This window comes from Quatrionicoccus australiensis (genome assembly GCF_020510525.1).
Classification (GTDB): domain Bacteria; phylum Pseudomonadota; class Gammaproteobacteria; order Burkholderiales; family Rhodocyclaceae; genus Azonexus; species Azonexus australiensis_B.
On sequence record NZ_CP075188.1, the window covers coordinates 2,858,125 to 2,876,194 of the forward strand.

The window sequence follows — 18,070 nt, forward strand, 5'->3', positions numbered from 1 at the left end:
CTTGTTATTGGTTTGGGTCAAAAAATGGGGCCGACCCGCGGCCGGCCCCGTCCTGCATCAGAGATTGCGTGAAACGGTGATACCGAAGAAGTCGCGGTCGGCGTACGGCTGGTCGAAGACGCGCTTGCCGGCCCAGAACTTGGCGTAATTGACGCCGATCTGCCAGTTGGCCGGGTTCTGCACGAAATTGACCATGAAGTTGGCCGACTTGGCCCCTTCCATGAACAGCGCCGAGGAGTTCGGCGTACGACCGCTGACGGCGTGGAAGAAGTAGATTTCCGGAATGACCTGCCAGCCCGGAATCAGGCTGCCGTCATAAACCCAGCTGAAATCCAGGTTGTAGCCGGCCGACAGCTTGTCGCCAACCGGTTCGGCGGTACCGCCGGCAAACTCCTGACCCCAGCCCCAGACGCCGGCAGCTACCATCTCGCCGTTATAGAACTTCTTGAGCTTCGGGTAATAAGTCGCCACACCTTCGACCATCAGGGTGGCAGTCGAAGCACCGCCGAGCGCCTTGAGAATGCCGCCGTAATCCCCCGGCGTCATGCTCAGCATGCCGGTCAGGTGCCATTGGTACTTCTGCTCATCCACCCAGCAGCGGCCACCGGTTCCAGCACACCCGGTCGGATTCGGATTGAGCGACACGGCGTCCTTCGGGCGGTAGGACAGCTCGGTACCGATAGACCAGTCACCAACCGGCGCATTGGCCGAGATGCCGAACATCTTGCGGTCTTCGGCAAAAACCCATTCCGGTCCATTGGCAAAGCTCAACTGCGGCACCTTGTCATGGTAGGCCATGGCATAGAGCCCCAGACTCAGCTGCGTGTCAGCCGGTTGCCAGCGTACGGCCGCGCCGTACTGACCGGAATCCTTGGCGTTGCGCTTGGGCAGGCCATAAGCCGCATCGCCCTTGCCCAAACCATTGACCTGCGACCAGTAACTGCCGGTCGGCGGGAAATAGCTGTCGTTCCATTTCCCCTGCACATAGGCCTCGACATTGACGCCGTTGCCCAGACCGGTCGCAAAACTGACGATGGGCGCCGGCAGGAAGACTTCCTTCAACTGCGTGCCGGGCTGCGACAGACGCATGATGTCCTGGGCATTGGTCTGGTTGATCCCCCCCGGCAGGAAGATACTCTCACCCCAGCTGATCACCTGGTTACCGACGCGGACGCGGGCGCGCTGCTCGCCGATCGAGAATTCCTTGCTGACCCACAGGTCAAGCACGCGTGCCTTGAATTTAAGATCGTCGCGGGCTTCATCGCTCAGCGAAGCGCTGTAGCCATTCGGCCCGCCCGCCGCACTGACGTAGCCGGTCGTGTTGGAAGCCGAGAAATCCTTCAGCCAGCTGACCCGGCCCATGAACTTCCAGTCGTCGGGCAACTTGACCAGCAGTTCGTGCGTGCCCTTCAGATAGGTCGTGAAGGCATCACCCTTCTTGTAGTTGATATTGCCCTGGTCGCCGACACCCAAAGCAGTCGTGCACCCCGAAGGCGCACCGCTGCCGGTGGCGCCGCTGACCACCAGGTTACAGGCCGGGCTCTGGGCACGAATGCCCATGCCCATGCTGATCGTCGAGTCGAAACTGCCGGAAACGCTCTCGGTTTCAAAGGTGAAGGCCGCAGCGCTGCCGATGTAGCCGAGCAGTGCCGCGACGACGGTTTTCTTGAAAAGTCCGTGCATGGAAAATCCCCCGTTTTAAGGTGTCGACCGGATCAGCGATCGCTGATGGCGCGCAGGTTGTCCGCCGTGTAATAGCTTTCCTTCAGCTTCGGGTCGTTGGCTTCGACGAACCACTTCATGTCCTTGCCGCCAGCCAGCGAGCTCTGGTCGACCAGGTAACGGTTGTCGATCAGGTTGTACTGGACGAAGGCCGGGTTATCGCAGGCGCCGGTTTCATGCACCGGAATGACGAAGCCTTCGCGCAGCTTCCACAGCTTGCCCTGGGCGTCGTAGTCTTCGGCAACGACCAGCGACCAGCTGTCTTCGTCGATGTAGAAGGTGCGCTTCGGTGCAACGTGGCGCACGCCGGCCTTGACCGTGGCCTCGACCACCCAGACGCGGTGCGTTTCGTAACGGCGATGTGCCGGATCGACACCGTTGTCCTTGGCGACCTCGTTGAACTTGACCTTGGGGTCGTACATGCCGAAGGCGTTGTAACCGACGATCAGTTCCTTCTTGCCGACCAGCTTCCAGTCGAAGCGTTCGATGGTGCCGTTGAACAAACGCGGCTCGTCCATCGTGTACTGGTTCTCGAAGCCGAGTTGCGGCGCATCGTAGGCGTAGGTCGGCATGCGGCGCACGCGACGCTGGCCCGGGAAGTAGTAGAAGACGTCGTTGGTCTTGTCGAGGAAGTTGGTCACCGCCAGGGCCTGACCGGCCAGCGCGGTCGGCGACTTGTAGGTGAAGTAGGTGAAATACTCGACCTGCGGCACCGACGACAAGGCATTGGAGCCCTTCTTGCCCCACGGGAAGAAATAGGTCTGCGTCGAGGTGGCGGCAATCCACTCGCTGGAACCGGCGCGCGGCGACAGGGCGGTATAGACATTGGGCAACTCGTAACCGACGCCCATGTACTTCATCTTGGCGTTCCACATCACTTCCGTACCGGTCTTCGGCAGCGGGAAGGGAATGCCCGGCACGGTGGCTTCCTTCAGGCTCCAGCCATCGGCGCCAATCTTGGCCGTGGTGGCATTCTTTTTCGTGTTTTCCACAACGAAGTCAGGATTGCTGCAGGTGCGGCGCGACGGATAAACATCCATCTTGTAGCCCTTGTTCTGCTTGATCATCTGGACCTGACCCGGCGACAACTGGGCGGCGTACTTGTCGACGTTGCTCGCATCGATGCTGTAGAGTGGCTTGTCGGCGTGATATTTCCAGAATTCGCCGCGGTTCTTGCCGTAAGACCAGCCGGCGGTCATCGCTTCGCCCTGGAAGGCCGGGATGGAACCGTCCTTGTTGGCGCCCTTTTCGGCACCGACGGCGGTCAATTCCTTGCCCAGCTTGGCCGCTTCGGCCTCGCTGGCGGCATACGCACTGCTACTGATCGCAAACAGCGCGGTCAGGATTGCGCCCACTTTTCGCATTTCAAACATTTGAACCTCCTGGTTAGGTAGTAGGCGCGACCCCCGCCGAGCCCGGACTGCTTATTGATGACTTGAGTGTAGAAATTGCGGGTGCCTGCCCGTTATCAAAAATCGGCAACTTTTCTTGATCTGGATCAGAACGGCGCCTGGCGATTGGGTACACGTGCGGAAGCTGAAGTGGTATGCAATGGTTCGCGCTCTCCGACTGGCGATGAAAACCCCTCCCGACCTCCCCTTGTCAGGGGAGGAGCACCCCAAATCGCGCATGGACGGGCTCCCTCCCCTGACAAGGGGAGGGCTGGGGATAAGCAGAGACTTGGCCGCCGTTCTTTGGCGGCTTAGTCGGTTGCTTAGTAGTTTCATCAGGGGTTTTACAGGCGTATCAAATAAAGCCACTGCCCGTCGCTACGCCAGCCGATAACTGGCGACGATTTCCTGCACCTGGCGGGCCAGCCCTTCGAGCTGCACGGCGGCATCGGAGGTTGCCGCAGCGGCGCGGTCGTTGTCCTGCGACATGTGGGCGATCTGCTCGATGCGCCCGGCAATTTCGCCGCTCGCCCGACTTTGTTCCTGCAGCGCGGCATTGATGCCGGCGACCATGCCGGTGATCAGCGCACTGCTGCTGCCGATCCGTTCGATCGCGCTGCTTGCGTTGCCGGCCCGGGCGACGCCGGCTTCGACCTGGCGCACCGCCTGCTGCATGGCCCCGGCAGTCTGCTGCGTGTTGAGATGCATGACTTCGATGGTGGCGTTGATTTTCTGCGTCGATGCGGCGGTACGCTCGGCGAGTTTCCTGACCTCGTCGGCGACCACCGCGAAGCCGCGCCCCTGCTCGCCGGCGCGCGCCGCTTCGATGGCGGCATTGAGGGCGAGCAGATTGGTCTGTTCGGCAACCTCCTTGATCACCCCGACGACCAGCGCAATTTCCTGGCTCTGCCGCTCGAGCTGGTCGATCATGCCGGCCGCGTCGCGCACCGTGCAGGCGATGTCACCGATGTCGCGCACCGTTTCCTGCATCGCTGCCTGCCCGTCGCGAGCGACGGCGGCCGATTCCAGCGCGAGGCGGTCGGCGCTATCGACCTGGCTGCCGACCTGGCCAATGCTGGCCGCCATCTGCTGCACGTTCACCGCCATGTTGGAGGCGGCATCGGTCTGTGTCGCCGAGGCACGAGCGACCTGCCCGGCATGGGCGGCCAGATCGTCGGCGGCCTCGACGACTTCGCTGGCGCGGGCGGCAATCGCCTGCAGGTTGTCTTGCGTCTTGCCGGTCAGCGCATTGAGATCGCGCGCCAGCAGGCCCAGCTCGTCCTGACCGGTCAACGCGATGCGGGTCGTGAAATCGAGTTCGCTGGTGATCCGCGTCGTCGCCCGGTGAAAGGTGGCAAGACTGCCGTTGATCTTGCCGATCAGCGGCACGGCGGCGAGCAGCAGGAACACGATGCCGGCCAGGGTGATGACGCCCGCTGTATTGATGCCATGCGCGGCGGCGTCGAGCGACTCCTTGCCATACTCGGCCGAGAGCCGGTAATTCAGTTCGAGGTGACGGCTGATCGCCAGACTCGCCGCCGCGCTGCGCGCCGCCCCCTGGCTCACGAAGCGGGCCCGCGCCTGCGCCTTGTCGCGATGCGACAGGGCAAAGATCTCCTGCATCACGGCATAAAGCTCGTCGACCGCCTGCCGGTCGGCCGCCAGATGCTGACGGTCGATATCGGACGCCGGATCGAGATAGTTCTCGTATTGCTTCAGGGCCGCTTCGATGCTCGCCCGGCCCTGCGCCGCGCGCTGCTCCAGTTCGCCCATGGCTGCCGCATCGGATTCGGCAAGGTGCTGCAGCAGGGCAATGCGGATGCCGGCCAGTTCGCGCTCGCTGTCGGTCAGCAACTTGATGCTGGGCACGGCAAGGTTGATGATGGCGCCGAGATTCTCGCCCAGGCCGCTGGCGGCGCGGTAACCGGCACCGCCGACAATGAGCAGGGAAAGCGAGGAGAGCAGCGTGATCGCCCAAAGGCGGAGCTTGATGGTCATGCGGTCGACTTCCGGTGGTGGGGTAATTCGTTTCCGAAGCTCCGCACAGGACGGCGAACCTCGGCGAAATGCCGGGTTATCGGCCCCGGCTGGGGAAAATTATCGCCAGCCGCCGCCCCCCGCCTTTATCGAAAATCGGCAATAAAAGGGCAAAAAAATGGCGGCAGCGCCGGCCGACGCTGCCGCCATGCAAGGACGAACTTACTCGCCCTTGCGTCCTGCCTCGATCAGGCCGACCAGCTTGACGCGCAGGCCCGGAATGTCTTCCGGCACGCTGGCGCGATAGCCCTTCACGTCGGCCTCGGTATAGGGTTTGAAATCGGCCGGCACGCTGCGCCCGCCGATGTTCTTCATGACCCAGTTGAGCAGTTCGGCGGTATCGCCGTCGCTGAGCGGCGTATGCAGCGTACCCGGCACCTGCGACAGGTAGGCGCGACCGCCCGGCACCTTGAGGAAGTTGCCGACTTCGCCGCGCATGCTGGGAATGCCGTTGGCCGGCGAACCGCTGCCATCGGCCTGGTGACAACCCATGCAATGCAGGCGGTAATTCTTCTGGGCCGGATCGGCCTGGGCCGTGCCGGACGCGATCAAAGCGAACCCGGCAATCGCCAGGCAGCGGGCAAGCAGAGTGGAGGCACGCATGTTTTTTTCCTTATTCCGACTCGGCCCGCCAGGCCTTGAGTTCCTTGCCAGAGGGCTTCTTTTCACGCATCTGCGCAAACTCGGCAACCACGTAAGGCTGATGTCCGGGCTGCAGCTCGGCCGCGTTGTACGTCGTCAGCACGTAATTGACGACCCCGGCCAGCTCCTCGTCGGAGAACTGCTGCCAGGACGGCATGATGCCGGTGTAGGTGACGCCCTTCGAGACCAGCTTGCCGGCCAGCCCGGAAATCAGCACGCCGGGCACGTACTGGCGCCCGGCCGGCGTCGTGATGCGCTTGCCGAGGGTGCCGGCGAGCGGCGGCGCCAGGCCGACCGCACCGGCGCCATCCGGCTGGTGGCAGGACGCGCAGTTGGCGTCGTAGATCGCCTTGCCGTCGGCGGCCAAAGCGCCGCCAGCGGTCAACACCAGAAAAAGGGCAAAAATGCGCGGCAACTTCATGACTGCCCCTCTTCCAGACCGACGATGACCGACACCGTGCAGTGATAGAGGCTGCTCTGGTTGGCCATGCACCAGTTGATGTCGTTATGCACGCCCAGGCGATAGCCCGGCCGTTCGCGGATGTTGGTGTTGCACTCGCAGCGGCCGCAGGTCGTCTTGCCGCAGCAGTCGTTGTAGCTGACCAGGTAGTCGCGGCCGTCGGCCGGGTTGCGGCAAGTGCCGACCCAGGATACGGCGGACGGCGTCGTGCCCGGCGGGCAGCTCGTCTTGGTACCGCCGCAGCAGGTGCAGAGAAAGCCGTCGACGCTGCAATAACGCCAGTAGTCGCAATCGGTATCGGTCGGCTCGGCCTTCTTCTTGCGCGAGTCGTCGGCGGCGAGCGCCGAGGTGGTGCGGTCGAAAGGCAGCACCGGCAGCGTGAAGGCGCTGGCGACGAGGATCTTGCCGACGCCGGTCAAAAAGCTGCGGCGGCCGGTTTTCGATGCCACCTGGCGCGTGCCGCGCTCGGCGAAACGGTCCAGCAGTTTGAGGAAATCCATGATTTACACCTTCTCCGGGGTCACGTCGCCGAGCAGCTGGCGATCGATGTGTTCCTGCACCGAGGCGACGCCGCTTTCATAGGCGGTCATCAGGCTCTCGACCTGCTCGCGGGAATTGACCAGGCCCTTGGCGCGCACGAAGCCCTTGGCATCGAGCAGCACGCAATACGGCAGCTTGGAAATCTTGTAGGCCATGCCGAGCGGCTGCGACAGCACGTAGGGGAAATCCGCGAGCTGATGCTTGGCGTAAAAATCGACGTGCTCGGTGCGGTCGCCATCGGAAGCGAGCACCACGTCGAGCCAGCGGTTTTCACGCGCCTGCACCGAACGGATGATAGGCAGCAGCTTCTTGCATACCGGGCAGGTCGGCGACAGGAAGAAGACCAGCTTGCTCTTCTCGGCGCTACGGCCGATGGTCAGGCTGCGGCCCTCCCAGGTGGAAACTTCGACTGGCGGGGCGATTTCGCCGACCTTGGGGCCGGTGTCCATCATCAGCGCGCCCATCGGTGCGACGCGTTCATAGAGAATGCCAATCTGACGGGAGAGTGCGAGGACGCAGACGCCCAGCGCGATGACGACGGCCCACAGGATGGCCAGGGAAAGGACGATGGGGTCCATCATGATTGCAACTCCTTCAAGAGCGGTTGATTGGCAAGCAACTGGTTGGCGCTGGCGTAGATCGCCAGCAGGGCGAGGATGGTCCCGGCGACGCTGAAGTAATCGAGAACGCCGAGTTGGCGCGACTGTTCGTCGGCGGCAGCAAGGACGATCAGGCCGATCAGGCAGACATTGCGCCCGACCAGGCCCCACGAAATGCGCTGGCCGCCGGTGCCGCAACCGCACTCGATGCGATCGAGGCCGCGCAGCAGGTTGACCGCGACGCCACCGGTGGCAGCGAGCATCACGGCCAGCGCCAGCCACATCGCGAAGGGCCGCGTCGTCTCGAAGACAAGGCCGATCCCGGCGAGCAGTTCGGCGCCGGCAAAGAGCGGTGCGAACAAGGCGGCGGCACGGCTGCCGAGCAGACGGTAGTTTTCGACGGCGTAGCGGAACAGCTCGATGTCACGCAGCTTTTCGCTGGCGCCGGCGATCAGCACCAGACCGACCGCTGCCGCCGCGGCATGCACGACGACCGGATCGAACAGGAAGAGACCTTCGTTCATCTCAGTTCACCTCCATGAAGACGGCGGTGTCACCGACGCGCGGAATGGTGCGCAGCTTGGGATAGCCCTTCTTGCCGATGGCGCGCACGTCGATCTCGCCACGCTCGACATTGAGCGAGTAGAGGAAAGGCTCGGCGCCCTGGCTGGCGACGATGGACGAAGCCGTGTTCGACGGAATGCGCGCCGTGCGCTTCAGCGTGCCGAGGTCGAAGGCCCAGATTTCCTTGGACGGGAACTTGTGGCTGCCCTCCTCCCCCTTGTCGTGCATATTCACGAACAGGGTGTTGCTGTTGCGATGCAGGGCCATGACCTGCATGCCGCCCGGCACCCAGGCTTCCTTGCGGTCGCGCGCCGTGAGCAGCGACACCGGCGGCGTGAAAGTCGGCTTGTCGCCGGCCAGGCGGACCTTGTACAGATTGGCGTTGTAGGAGACGAAGTAACGCTCGTCGCCGACCACTTCCGGGTGGATGTAGATCGGGTCCTTGTCCGGATCGAAGAAGGCTTCGCTGCGCTCGCGCGACACCGGCTGGCCGTTGTCGTCCAGCGTCACGGTGAGCAGGCGGCCATCGCCGCAGATCGCCGAGAAACGATGCCCCTGCGCCCAGGTCTGGATGGACCAGCAGCCCGGCGTCTGGATTTCGGACACGAACTTGCGCTGCTGCAGATCGACGACGGTGACCGAGGTCGCCGGCGTCGCGTTCTGCACGTAGAGGAAACGCCCGTCAGCGCTCGGCGCGAGCAGGCTGCGGTAAGTCGCCGACTGCGCCCGGCGCGCCGGGATGTCGATTTCGGCGAGCAGCGCAAAGGTCTGCGGATCGTGGATTTCGACCACATCGGCACGTTGACCGCGATAGAGGCGCGTGTAGTAGGTGGTTGCGACGTAGATCGCCTTGCCGTCCGGCGCCACTGTGGTCAGCCCGCCGAAGCTGGTATTGACCATGCCGAGATAGCGCCCGGCCTTGCCATCGACAATGTGCAGGCGCCCGTCGACCATGTGGTGGAAGGCAAAATCGCTGACATAGAGGCGATTGCCATCCGGCGCAGACGCCTTCTCGACGCGCATTTCCTCTTCCGGCAGGGGGGCCGGCCGGCCATCCTGGGCACCGGCGAGGGGCGCTGCCAGACAGACTGGCAACATCAGCAGCCAGAGCCGCTTCCTGAGTTTTTTCATTTTCTGACCTCGATCGACTCGTTAGGGAGTGTGAGGTCAGTATCCGGCAGCCCCCGGGAGAGGCTGTATCAAGAATTGGCAAAAAGCACGCCGTTCAGGCGTTGATTCAGGCGTTGAGACAGCGCTCCCGCGTCTGCGACGGCAGTTCGCCGAACAGGCGGCGATAATCCTGGGCCAGTTGCGACAGGTGCCAGAAGCCCCAGCGTGCCGCGACATCGCCGATCGACTCGCGGCCCGGATCGCAGGCCTTCAGCGCACGGCGGAAACCGTTCAGGCGGATCGCCTTGAGGTAGTGCTGCGGCGAAATGCTGAATACTTCCTGGATGGCGTTCTGCAGCGTACGGCGCGTTACGCCGACCTCGTCGCAGATATCGGTAATGCTCAGCGCCGACTCGGGATTGGCATCAAGAAAGCTGCGCACCCGGCGCACGATGCGCTCGCGGTTCGGGCACAGGCCGCGTGTTTGCGTATCGCGCCCGGCACTGATCGTCTCGGTCAGCAAGGCATAAAACTCTTCGGCCAGCTGCTTCTGGTTGGAAGCAATCAGCAAGCGCTCCGGCGACTCCTGGGTGGTTTCGAAGGCGCGCAGCAGAAAATCAGCCAGCGCCTCGGAATGACAGGACTCGATGGTCTTCGCGCTATGCAGCAATTCATTCTCGAGTTCGCGGAAATTGACGCTGGGATCGTCGAGATTGGCGCACAGGTCTTCCGGCGAAAAAACCGCCGCCACCAGATCGAAACGCTCCGGCGTGCGGATCTCGAATTCGGCATTCGGCTCAAGCAGGGCAGCGGAGCGCGGCCGCATGATTTCACCGCAGTGATAGCCATGGTCGGCCAGCCCCATGACGGTACCGATCGCGAAGATGCCGCTCGGCGTGCAGCCCTTTTGCAGCAGCACGCGATTGCTGGTTTCACGCATCAGCGTGAAGGCCGGCAGCTTGATTTCGTGGATGGAACCCTGGAAAAGCCCGGACGACAACTGGTCGTAACGCTGCCCCCAGCCAGAGTAGCCAAAGGCCGACGCCTGCATGTCGACATCGAAATTCTGAGTGGCGCGGCAATGAACGGCGCCACGAGCAGCGACTGATTCCATACCCAGGTTCATTTGCATTTCTCCACCCCCATCAAATTCACTAATGCAAAACTCGTTCATTAATGTACAACAAATTCACTAATATGTTCACGTAAATTCTGCGCCGGCATGCAACGCGTGCTGCGTGCCTGCTCAGAAAAATCCGGATGACCCCTTCCAGCAAAAACCCGGCCAGGGATTTACGAGAACAGCAAAAAACCCGAATGGAATCATCGGACTCGCCGCGAAATCCGCGAAAAACAAGGGGTTGACCGGTAGCAGGCGAATTACGGAGAAAATTCGCTGGGCATTACGCCGCGACGACGACGCACGGGGAAAAGCACCAAAATGGGGGAAAGCGCACAAGGGACGCACCAAAGGCGTTGCGCACAAAAGCCCGACCGAGTTACCCGCCGGGATTAAATCAGCTGAAGATGCAGATTACCGCCCTAGCTGCGAACTGGCTGGCAGCAGTCGGCCAGAAGCGGACACTTGCTTGCCCTTCCCCAAAGCAGACATTGCCCTGCGGAAGTTGTCCGGCATATTGAAGTTGTTATACTGACAGCCAATATTCCAAGTGACTGAAATCAATGGACTTAGAGCAACACATAAGGCACCCACAATATCAATTGTTATACGGCCCCCTGCGTCCGTGTAAACACTGTTGGGTATCTTTGTGATCACCATGCGAATGATTAGCCGTTGGAACATAACTGTCGTTCTTGTGATCTCCACCTGCGCGGTGCTTTCGGGTTGCATGGGGGATATGCAGTGGTCCGAGGATGTCGTACTTGCTGATGGGAAAATTATCACCGTTAGCCGACGGGTTTTGTATGAGCGAGGCGGCGGCGAATGGGCGTCCAACAGAAGCGGAACAAAGCCCAGGTCTCAAACTATAGGAATCCCGTTGGCCACAAACAAAGTCATCGAGTGGACAACCACAAAGATCAGCCCTAGTACTTGGCCAGAGATTCCATTGCTCATCGAAATCGACGGTGATCGGCCTGTCGTATATACCCTATTGGCAGTATCGCTGGCATGCGAGAGATATTCAAAATATGTGTTCCACAATGGCCGCTGGGTAGAAGAAGCACTTCCCAATAGTTTTCCGATACGCCCAACAAATCTGCTCTTTGGTAACCGAGAAAACCTTCCCTCTCACGTGAGTGTAGAAGAAAAGAAAAGGAGAAATGGTGGTGTTTATCGCCGTACGCTAAAGCAAGTCGGCCCTTCAAAACTTGTTTGTGGCTAGATATAAATGCAACAGCTCGGTGTATGCCCAACCCATCAATCCATCGGACCTGCGGAAAAAGCTGCGCAGGCCAGTGATCTCCTACGTTCCTGAACGACAGCTTTCCAAAGGCAGCTACGGCAGCAAAGGGCACATTCGAGCCAGTCAGGCTTATGCAACTCCGTAGTCAGAAAAGCCTGAAAAAGGCCCCGACGCCCCACAGTGAAAAAGGCATCCCGCAGGATGCCTTTTTCATTGACTCAAAACCCGATCAAACCCGCTTGAACAGCGGACTGCGCACCTGTTGCGCATCGGCGGCCGAGAAGAACTTTTCGGTGTAGATGTCACGTTCGAACAGGCGGCCCTGCATCAGGGTGGTGATGCAGGCTTCGATCATGACCGGCGGGCCGCACAGGTAGGCTTTGCGGCCGCGGAAGTCGTTGTCGAAATGGGCCTTGGCGGCGTCGTGGACGAAGCCGCGGAAGCCGCTCCAGCCGCTGTCGGCCGGCTCGTCGTTCAAGGCCGGGACGTAGCTGAAGTTCGGGTATTTGGCGGCCAGGTCGAGGAATTCCTGGTGGTAGTACAGCTCGGTCTGGTTGCGCGCGCCGTAGACCAGCGTGATCGGCAGTTCGCTGCCCTCTTCCAGCAGGTCGAGGATCATCGAACGCGGGCTGGACAGGCCGGAGCCGCCGGCCATGAACAGGGACGGCACGTTGGCCGACTTGTGCACGAAAAAGCGGCCGTAGGGACCGGAGACGGTGATCTTGTCACCGACCTTGAGTTCGTTGTGGATCCAGGTGGTGCCTACGCCGCCGGGCACGATGCGGATGTTCAGTTCGATCTCGTCACCGGTCGACGGCGAATTGGCGAGCGAAAAGGCGCGGTGGCCCAGATCGTTCGGCAGGTTGAAATTGACGTACTGGCCGGCCTGGAAATCGAGCGCCTCGTCGAGCTTGAGCCAGATGCCCTTGATGGTCGGCGTCAGGTTCTCGATGCGGCTGACCACGCCCGGGAAGTCCTTGACCGGAATGTCGCGGGCGTCCTCGTCGACTTCCATCTCGACTTCGATGACGGTGTCGGCTTCGAGCGTGGCGCAGCAGGCCAGGGCCTTGCCCTCTTCGCGCTCGTAGTCCATCAGCGCGAAGCTCGATGAATTCTGGTGGTCGACTTCGCCGTCGGTGATGCACACTTTGCAGGTGGCGCAGTAGCCCTGGCCGCAGGCGTGCGGCAGGTAGATGCCGGCGCGCAGCGCGGCATCGAGAATGGTCTGGCCGTCCTCGACCTCGATGGTCCGGCCGAGCGGCTCGATACTCAGTTCGTAGCTCATGTTTTATCTCCGCGGGGTGAAACCGGGCTGCCGCGCGGACTGGCCGCGCGACGCCCTGCTGTTTTTAGTAGCCGGTGCCGGCGATGCCATCCAAACCCGGTGTGCGGAAGCGGATCAGGTCCTTGTGGCCGATGCCGTTTTCCTTGAGGCTCTTGTTGCGATCCGGCGTGAAGGGCGTGTTGCCGTTCTGCCAGACGACCGTGTTCCAGTCGATCTGCTTCCAGTCCGGGTGGTAGCTGAAGCAGTCGGTCATGTACTGGTCGATGATCACCGAGAACGGGGTTTCCGGCGGCAGCGCGAGCACGAAGGGACGCGAGAACATGCGGTGACGTTCCCAGTTCACGTACAGCAGCTGGCGGCCCTTGTAGTTCTCGACGGCGTCGCGCGACTTGACTTCGTAGGGCGCGAGGGTTTTCAACATGGTCATGGCTGTCTCCTTAGTTCTTGGTGGCCTGCTCGCGCCAGGCGGCAAAGTTCTTCTGGTCCTCGGAACCGTTGAAATCGCCGAGAGCGCGCTTGTCGAGCTTCCAGTAGTCGAGCATGTTCTGGCCCGGCTTGAAGTCGGCGGCATTGACGTCGGTGCCTTCCGGCTCGCAGTTGCCCTGCAGCACCTGGTGCGAGGAGATGAAGGTCTGGATGTACTTCTCCGGCTCGTTGTCGAAGATTTCCTTGCAGTGATCCGAACAGGTGTGGAATTTCTCACCCTTGTAGATCGATTCGCGGAAACACATTTCCAGCGGGTCGCCCGGCTCGTTGAACTTCATGGTGCTGACGCAGACCTGGCAGTTCATCGGCGCCGTCTTGTTGTCGAAGCGGTTGCCGGCCTTTTCCTGCGCGTCGAGATGCTCGAGCACCGGACGGTAGTACTTGTCGAAGGTGTTCGGATACTTCTCGGACAGCCAGTCCATTTCGTCCGAGGTCGGAATCCAGGTGTGGAAAGGGGTCGCCTGCGGCTTCATGTAGAAACCGATCCACGACTGGTGGGTAACGTGTTCTTTCTCTTCGATGGTCTGGCCGAAGCACTTCGGAATGGTGATGCCGTAACGGGCGAGGTCCTTGAACAGCGCGCCGCCGTTTTCCTCGACGTACATTTCCCAGGCTTCCTTGAAGCTCATGATGCGCTTGGGCAGCATGTAATCCATCATCATGCCGACCGAGGCCAGCTTGCGCGTGCCGCGCCAGGTCCATTTGTCGATCCAGCGCTGGACGATGGGCAGGTTATCCGGGTCCTGTTCGAGCATGAACTTGATGCATTCGAGGCCGAGCGTCATGTGACGCGCTTCGTCGGACTGGGCCGAGAAGCCGACGGTCATCGCTGCCATGTCGCCGTTGTAGGCGGCACCGGAGATGAACGGGACGAACAGGATGTTGGTCAGCACGTATTCGAAGGCAAAGCCGATGGCGACCATGAATTCGAACGGGCCGGCGGTAATCGCGTCGTCGAAGAAGGACTTGCCGTCCGACAGGTACCACATGCGGGACTGCTGATGGGCGAACTCGTCCATCCCGTTGTAGTACTTGTTGTAGTTGGAGATCGAGTGGATCTGCGTCTGGAAGTGACGGTATTCATCGACCGCCTGCATCTGGCAGGCAACGCGCGGACCGGCGCCGTTCATCTGCCGGCCCATCATCGAGAAGCCGCGGGCAGCCATCAGTTCGAGCGGCGGCGTCGAGCCGAGGAAGAGCTTGAGCACGTTGATATAGCGCGCATCGGTGACCGACAGATGGCCGTTGTTCTGGTTAAAGCCGTCGAGGATGGCGTACAGCTTGCGCTCCTTCTCGGCCTGGTACTTCCAGTAGGCGTCCATGGTCAGGCGGAAGGGATCTTCCCACTTGTCCCAGTCGTGGATCTTGATGCCCTCGTAGGTCGTCTGCGGGAAGACCTTGTCCATCGGCTGGTAGGTCGTGTCCCACGCGAGATCGCGGGTCATCAGGCTGTAGCGCTCCTTGAGGCCGAGCTTCTTGGCAACTTTCATATCCATGGTGTTCTCTCCTTGGGGGCCGAAATCAGGAATTCCAGCTCAGGGTGAATTCGTCGTCGGTCTCGTCAAGGTGACCGGAAATGGTGATCAGGTGCAGTTGCAGTTCCTGCAGGTCGAACTCGCGGCCCATCTTTTCCTCGACGGTTTCGCGCTTGATGACCAGGCGGTTCGGCACGTCGATCTTCACCATCGACGGCTGGTCGACGACCATGGCGCCCGGGTTGTCTTCAAGGATGGCCTCGACGATGCAGCGGGAGTCGTCGTTCTTCTGGAATGCGATAAATGCGTTGGACATGCGACTTCCTTTACAGGGTGATACCGGCCTTGGCGGCGCGGGCATTCAGGTTCTGGACCAGTTCGTCCAGGATGGCATCGGCGTCAGCACCGAAGGCGAGCACGGCGACCGGCTTGATCGCCTTGAGGGCACGTTCGCGCCAGTGCTTGATCCACTCGCCCAGTTGCGCCTTGTTACCGGCGTTGTCGGCGGCGGTCACCTTGAGGATGGAATCCATCCACTTGGTGGTTTCGCCGAACCATTCGCGCTGGAAGCGGGTCAGCATCGAGAAGACCGGGCTGTAGGCGGCATTGAGCTTTTCGTTGTAGCGCTCGAAGATCAGCGGATAGAGCAGGCCTTCGAGGGCGAAGTCCTGGGCGACGAGGACTTCGAACCAGTCCTTCTCGACCATCAGGTCTTCGACGTAGCGGCGCATTTCCTGCCATTCGGCGCCTTCCAGCCAGGCCGTCTTGGCGGCGGTCAGCGCATCGAGGTCGTTGAAGGCAAGGCCGAGACGGCTGGTGTATTGGGCGACGCCGAGCTGGTCCATCGAGGCGTAGCAGGCGGCCTGCGAAATGGCGATGCCGTAGCCGTAGGAGGAAACGTAAGCCTTGTTCAGGTTCGAGGCCCAGGCGACATGGCGCAGCGGCAGGAAAACCTTGAGGGCTTCTTCCTTGCCGGCAGCCGGATAGGCGGCGGCAAGACCGAGTTCATCGACCAGATCGAAGTCGCCTTCGGCGATTTCCTGCATCTTGCCGCGTGCCAGCGTCCAGGCGCCGTAGTAGTACTGGCGCGGGTCTTTCAGCGCGTACCAGTCCTTCATCGTGACCTTGGTGCGGGTCTCGTCGAAGATTTCGTACTGCGGTTCCCAGGTCGGGCGGTAGTGGTAATTCTCGACCGGTTGCAGGTCCATGGTGGCTTCCATGTAGCGCGAAGCCGGCTTGTCGGCGCCCATGCGGCGGGCCAGGTGGCCAAAGGTCTGGCGCAGCGGTGTGATGCTGACCGTCCTCAAATCAATTGCCATGTTTGTCTCCTGAAAATACTGAAAATGGAACGGTCGACCGCTCCGGAAAGGCAAAAACCCTTAGCGGAAACGCTGATGCGTTGCCTGGTGCAGGTTCCAGTGGAAGTCGGCGTCGGCCGCCTCGGCGTCGAAAGCGACGGCGGGACTGGCGCTCAAAAGCTCGACCTGGTTATTCGCGCAGAACTCGTCGAAGGCCGCCTTGGGCATGACCAGCTCGACCGCGACATCGGGATCGCCGACGGCAAACTCGAACTCGATCAAACCATTTGGCCGGGTGCGCATGACACGCACAAACTTGCGCGTGATGTCGAAACTGCCTGTCGCCATGTCGTCTCACTCCTCATTTTTTTACTGCCCTGAGAGCAGCTATCTGATGAGACGTATTAAATCTTTTACTAAGATATTAATGAATGGACGTTTGGGGAAATGACTTGTACTTTTCGTAATTGGGAATGGATCAGCCCTGCCCGGCCAGACGGAACTGGCTGGGCGGCGTGCCGGTGCGCTTGGTGAAGAAGCGCGAAAAATAGGCCGGATCGGCAAAACCCAGCTGGTAGCTGATCTCGCTGACCGGCACCGCCGAGAACAGCAGCAACCGGCGCGCCTCCTGCAGCAGGCGCTCGTGCACGACTTCCTTGGACGGCCGTTCGGCCATGCGCCGGCAGATGTCGTTGAGGCGCGCCTCGGTGATCAGCAGACGGCCGGCGTAGTCGGTCAGGGTCAGGTGATCGCGGAAATGCGCCTCGACCAGGTCGCAGAAATTGAGGAAGAGGCGCAGGTCCTCGCTGCGCTCCGGGCGCTGCGCCGCGGCCGGCTCATGCGCCAGCAGCAGGCGGCTCAAATGGATGAAGGCACTCTCGCCCAGCGCGCGCAACAACGCGGAATGACCCTTCGCGTCGCGATCCGCCTCGCGTTGCAGCAGTTCGACGGTCTGCACCAGCGCCGCAAAATCCTCGCCACTGGCGGCTGGCAGGCTGGCCAGTTCGATGAAGGCTGCCTCGCGCAGCAAGGCATCCGGCCACTGACCGGGCATGCCGCGATACCAGCTGCGCACGACTTCCTGGCGCACGGTCAGCACATGGCCGTCGGTGTCTTCCTCGGAATAAAAGGAGTGCGGAATGGTCGGCGGCGTGAAGATCAGCAGCGGCGCCGCGCCGCCATAGACCTGGCCGTCGAGATTGAGGCGGATGCTGCCCTTGACCAGGATATGCACCTGGTAGAAGCAGTAATGCCGGTGCGGCGGCGTGTTGCGCCCGAAAAACTGGGCGAGGCGACCGAAGGTTTCGTAATGGATCTCGCACTCGGGATCGCGCTGGTCGTACACCCGGCCGATATGGATATCGGGAATTGCCTGCACGGGAGCTACGGTCATGGTCACCACCTGGGTCAAATTACGGAATGCTTGCCGGCAGCGGGCCGGGAATTGATTCAATCACTAACATATTAAGCAGTCAACTGGTATCATTCGACATATTCAAGCCATAATTACCGGGCCAGCCCCTTTTGCCAAAAGAAGCAGATTCCATGTCCAGCAAGCTTGCCTACCGCAATCTTCCCCAGCTCTTTCTGAAAGCCCGCGAGGAGCTGCTCTGCCATTTTCGCCCGATCATCAGCCATTTCGGCCTAACCGAACAACAGTGGCGCATCCTGCGCGCGCTGGCTGAAATGGAGCAACTGGAACCGCGCGAAATCTGCGAGCACTGCCACATTCTCAGCCCGAGCATGACCGGCGTACTGTCGCGCATGGAAGAAATGGGCCTGGTCACGCGCAGCCGCGTGCCGGAAGACCAGCGCCGCGTCATCGTGCGCCTGACGCCGAAGAGCGAACGCCTGGTTTCCGAACTCGGTCCGCTCATCGTCGCCCAGTACAAGATCATCGAACAGGCCTTCGGCCCGGAACTGATCGCCCAGCTCTACGAAGTCATGGACAAGGTGATCGCCGCCGAACGCGACCCGATTCCGCGCATCAGCCTGCCGGAAAAGCGCGACTGGAGCACCATAGAGTCGTAAGTCAGTTGTGAGTCAGTCGTAAGTCGCGCCGCGAAAATCGGCCTTTCTCACCGGTCTACCGGTA

Annotated in this window: 20 protein-coding genes; 3 read left to right on the plus strand and 17 right to left on the minus strand. The window is 61.3% G+C overall.

The window, feature by feature from the left end; translation table 11 throughout:
• Positions 1-57: 57 nt before the first annotated feature.
• From KI612_RS13745 to KI612_RS13790, 10 genes are all read right to left on the minus strand, one after another.
• The gene (locus tag KI612_RS13745) at positions 58-1,683 is read right to left on the minus strand and encodes a DUF1302 domain-containing protein (protein WP_226440643.1); all 1,626 of its coding nucleotides are present in this window, start codon (positions 1,681-1,683) and stop codon (positions 58-60) included.
• Between the two features lie 32 nt (positions 1,684-1,715).
• The gene (locus KI612_RS13750) at positions 1,716-3,095 is read right to left on the minus strand and encodes a DUF1329 domain-containing protein (RefSeq protein WP_226440644.1); all 1,380 of its coding nucleotides are present in this window, start codon (positions 3,093-3,095) and stop codon (positions 1,716-1,718) included.
• A gap of 396 nt (positions 3,096-3,491) precedes the next feature.
• Positions 3,492-5,111 (minus strand): methyl-accepting chemotaxis protein, encoded by a 1,620-nt coding sequence (locus KI612_RS13755; RefSeq protein ID WP_226440645.1) that lies wholly within the window; start codon positions 5,109-5,111, stop codon positions 3,492-3,494.
• A gap of 201 nt (positions 5,112-5,312) precedes the next feature.
• Complete coding sequence (locus KI612_RS13760) at positions 5,313-5,753, minus strand: cytochrome c (protein ID WP_226440646.1); 441 nt, start codon at positions 5,751-5,753, stop codon at positions 5,313-5,315.
• Between the two features lie 10 nt (positions 5,754-5,763).
• Positions 5,764-6,213 carry a c-type cytochrome gene (locus KI612_RS13765; protein ID WP_226440647.1) on the minus strand — a complete coding sequence of 150 codons (450 nt, stop codon included), beginning with the start codon at positions 6,211-6,213 and terminating at the stop codon, positions 5,764-5,766.
• Positions 6,210-6,752, minus strand: a complete 543-nt coding sequence (locus KI612_RS13770) for a methylamine dehydrogenase light chain (RefSeq protein ID WP_226440648.1) — start codon at positions 6,750-6,752, stop codon at positions 6,210-6,212. Before KI612_RS13770 ends, KI612_RS13765 begins: the two co-directional genes overlap by 4 nt.
• Positions 6,753-6,755: 3 nt before the next feature.
• Positions 6,756-7,373, minus strand: a complete 618-nt coding sequence (gene mauD, locus KI612_RS13775) for a methylamine dehydrogenase accessory protein MauD (protein ID WP_226440649.1) — start codon at positions 7,371-7,373, stop codon at positions 6,756-6,758.
• On the minus strand, positions 7,370-7,915 hold the full coding sequence (locus KI612_RS13780; RefSeq protein ID WP_226440650.1) for a MauE/DoxX family redox-associated membrane protein: 546 nt from the start codon (positions 7,913-7,915) through the stop codon (positions 7,370-7,372). Before KI612_RS13780 ends, mauD begins: the two co-directional genes overlap by 4 nt.
• Before the next feature lies 1 nt (position 7,916).
• Positions 7,917-9,086, minus strand: coding sequence for an amine dehydrogenase large subunit (locus KI612_RS13785; protein ID WP_226440651.1), 1,170 nt, complete (start codon positions 9,084-9,086; stop codon positions 7,917-7,919).
• A gap of 106 nt (positions 9,087-9,192) precedes the next feature.
• Positions 9,193-10,191, minus strand: coding sequence for a helix-turn-helix domain-containing protein (locus KI612_RS13790; RefSeq protein WP_226440652.1), 999 nt, complete (start codon positions 10,189-10,191; stop codon positions 9,193-9,195).
• A gap of 112 nt (positions 10,192-10,303) precedes the next feature.
• On the opposite strand from KI612_RS13790, the gene KI612_RS13795 reads away from it, so the two are divergent.
• Positions 10,304-10,720 carry a hypothetical protein gene (locus KI612_RS13795; RefSeq protein ID WP_226440653.1) on the plus strand — a complete coding sequence of 139 codons (417 nt, stop codon included), beginning with the start codon at positions 10,304-10,306 and terminating at the stop codon, positions 10,718-10,720.
• A gap of 114 nt (positions 10,721-10,834) precedes the next feature.
• Entirely contained in the window at positions 10,835-11,410 is a 576-nt protein-coding gene (locus KI612_RS13800) for a hypothetical protein (protein WP_226440654.1), read from the plus strand.
• 250 nt (positions 11,411-11,660) lie between these two features.
• Here KI612_RS13800 and KI612_RS13805 read toward each other — a convergent pair whose 3' ends face one another.
• From KI612_RS13805 to hpaA, 7 genes are all read right to left on the minus strand, one after another.
• On the minus strand, positions 11,661-12,716 hold the full coding sequence (locus tag KI612_RS13805; protein ID WP_226440655.1) for an NADH:ubiquinone reductase (Na(+)-transporting) subunit F: 1,056 nt from the start codon (positions 12,714-12,716) through the stop codon (positions 11,661-11,663).
• Between the two features lie 64 nt (positions 12,717-12,780).
• Positions 12,781-13,143, minus strand: a complete 363-nt coding sequence (locus KI612_RS13810; protein WP_226440656.1) for a phenol hydroxylase subunit P4 — start codon at positions 13,141-13,143, stop codon at positions 12,781-12,783.
• 10 nt (positions 13,144-13,153) lie between these two features.
• On the minus strand, positions 13,154-14,698 hold the full coding sequence (locus KI612_RS13815; RefSeq protein WP_226440657.1) for a YHS domain-containing protein: 1,545 nt from the start codon (positions 14,696-14,698) through the stop codon (positions 13,154-13,156).
• A 25-nt stretch (positions 14,699-14,723) separates the two neighbouring features.
• Positions 14,724-14,993 (minus strand): MmoB/DmpM family protein, encoded by a 270-nt coding sequence (locus tag KI612_RS13820; protein ID WP_226440658.1) that lies wholly within the window; start codon positions 14,991-14,993, stop codon positions 14,724-14,726.
• A gap of 10 nt (positions 14,994-15,003) precedes the next feature.
• On the minus strand, positions 15,004-15,996 hold the full coding sequence (locus KI612_RS13825) for a ferritin family protein (RefSeq protein WP_226440659.1): 993 nt from the start codon (positions 15,994-15,996) through the stop codon (positions 15,004-15,006).
• A gap of 60 nt (positions 15,997-16,056) precedes the next feature.
• Positions 16,057-16,323 carry a phenol hydroxylase subunit gene (locus KI612_RS13830; RefSeq protein WP_226440660.1) on the minus strand — a complete coding sequence of 89 codons (267 nt, stop codon included), beginning with the start codon at positions 16,321-16,323 and terminating at the stop codon, positions 16,057-16,059.
• Positions 16,324-16,453: 130 nt separating this feature from the next.
• Entirely contained in the window at positions 16,454-17,368 is a 915-nt protein-coding gene (gene hpaA, locus KI612_RS13835) for a 4-hydroxyphenylacetate catabolism regulatory protein HpaA (RefSeq protein ID WP_226440661.1), read from the minus strand.
• Positions 17,369-17,520: 152 nt separating this feature from the next.
• On the opposite strand from hpaA, the gene hpaR reads away from it, so the two are divergent.
• The gene (gene hpaR / locus KI612_RS13840; RefSeq protein WP_226440662.1) at positions 17,521-18,006 is read left to right on the plus strand and encodes a homoprotocatechuate degradation operon regulator HpaR; all 486 of its coding nucleotides are present in this window, start codon (positions 17,521-17,523) and stop codon (positions 18,004-18,006) included.
• The last annotated feature ends 64 nt before the right edge of the window (positions 18,007-18,070 follow it).

What these genes read in the sequence shown, in the direction of transcription:
- KI612_RS13785 (WP_226440651.1), bottom strand. Translation starts at nt 9,086, where the DNA reads ATGAAAAAACTCAGGAAGCGGCTCTGGCTGCTGATGTTGCCAGTCTGT.
- KI612_RS13825 (WP_226440659.1), bottom strand. Translation starts at nt 15,996, where the DNA reads ATGGCAATTGATTTGAGGACGGTCAGCATCACACCGCTGCGCCAGACC.
- KI612_RS13780 (WP_226440650.1), bottom strand. Translation starts at nt 7,915, where the DNA reads ATGAACGAAGGTCTCTTCCTGTTCGATCCGGTCGTCGTGCATGCCGCG.
- KI612_RS13790 (WP_226440652.1), bottom strand. Translation starts at nt 10,191, where the DNA reads ATGAACCTGGGTATGGAATCAGTCGCTGCTCGTGGCGCCGTTCATTGC.
- KI612_RS13755 (WP_226440645.1), bottom strand. Translation starts at nt 5,111, where the DNA reads ATGACCATCAAGCTCCGCCTTTGGGCGATCACGCTGCTCTCCTCGCTT.
- KI612_RS13830 (WP_226440660.1), bottom strand. Translation starts at nt 16,323, where the DNA reads ATGGCGACAGGCAGTTTCGACATCACGCGCAAGTTTGTGCGTGTCATG.
- KI612_RS13820 (WP_226440658.1), bottom strand. Translation starts at nt 14,993, where the DNA reads ATGTCCAACGCATTTATCGCATTCCAGAAGAACGACGACTCCCGCTGC.
- KI612_RS13805 (WP_226440655.1), bottom strand. Translation starts at nt 12,716, where the DNA reads ATGAGCTACGAACTGAGTATCGAGCCGCTCGGCCGGACCATCGAGGTC.
- hpaR (WP_226440662.1), top strand. Translation starts at nt 17,521, where the DNA reads ATGTCCAGCAAGCTTGCCTACCGCAATCTTCCCCAGCTCTTTCTGAAA.
- KI612_RS13765 (WP_226440647.1), bottom strand. Translation starts at nt 6,213, where the DNA reads ATGAAGTTGCCGCGCATTTTTGCCCTTTTTCTGGTGTTGACCGCTGGC.
- KI612_RS13745 (WP_226440643.1), bottom strand. Translation starts at nt 1,683, where the DNA reads ATGCACGGACTTTTCAAGAAAACCGTCGTCGCGGCACTGCTCGGCTAC.
- KI612_RS13815 (WP_226440657.1), bottom strand. Translation starts at nt 14,698, where the DNA reads ATGGATATGAAAGTTGCCAAGAAGCTCGGCCTCAAGGAGCGCTACAGC.
- KI612_RS13760 (WP_226440646.1), bottom strand. Translation starts at nt 5,753, where the DNA reads ATGCGTGCCTCCACTCTGCTTGCCCGCTGCCTGGCGATTGCCGGGTTC.
- KI612_RS13770 (WP_226440648.1), bottom strand. Translation starts at nt 6,752, where the DNA reads ATGGATTTCCTCAAACTGCTGGACCGTTTCGCCGAGCGCGGCACGCGC.
- hpaA (WP_226440661.1), bottom strand. Translation starts at nt 17,368, where the DNA reads ATGACCGTAGCTCCCGTGCAGGCAATTCCCGATATCCATATCGGCCGG.
- KI612_RS13750 (WP_226440644.1), bottom strand. Translation starts at nt 3,095, where the DNA reads ATGTTTGAAATGCGAAAAGTGGGCGCAATCCTGACCGCGCTGTTTGCG.
- KI612_RS13810 (WP_226440656.1), bottom strand. Translation starts at nt 13,143, where the DNA reads ATGACCATGTTGAAAACCCTCGCGCCCTACGAAGTCAAGTCGCGCGAC.
- mauD (WP_226440649.1), bottom strand. Translation starts at nt 7,373, where the DNA reads ATGATGGACCCCATCGTCCTTTCCCTGGCCATCCTGTGGGCCGTCGTC.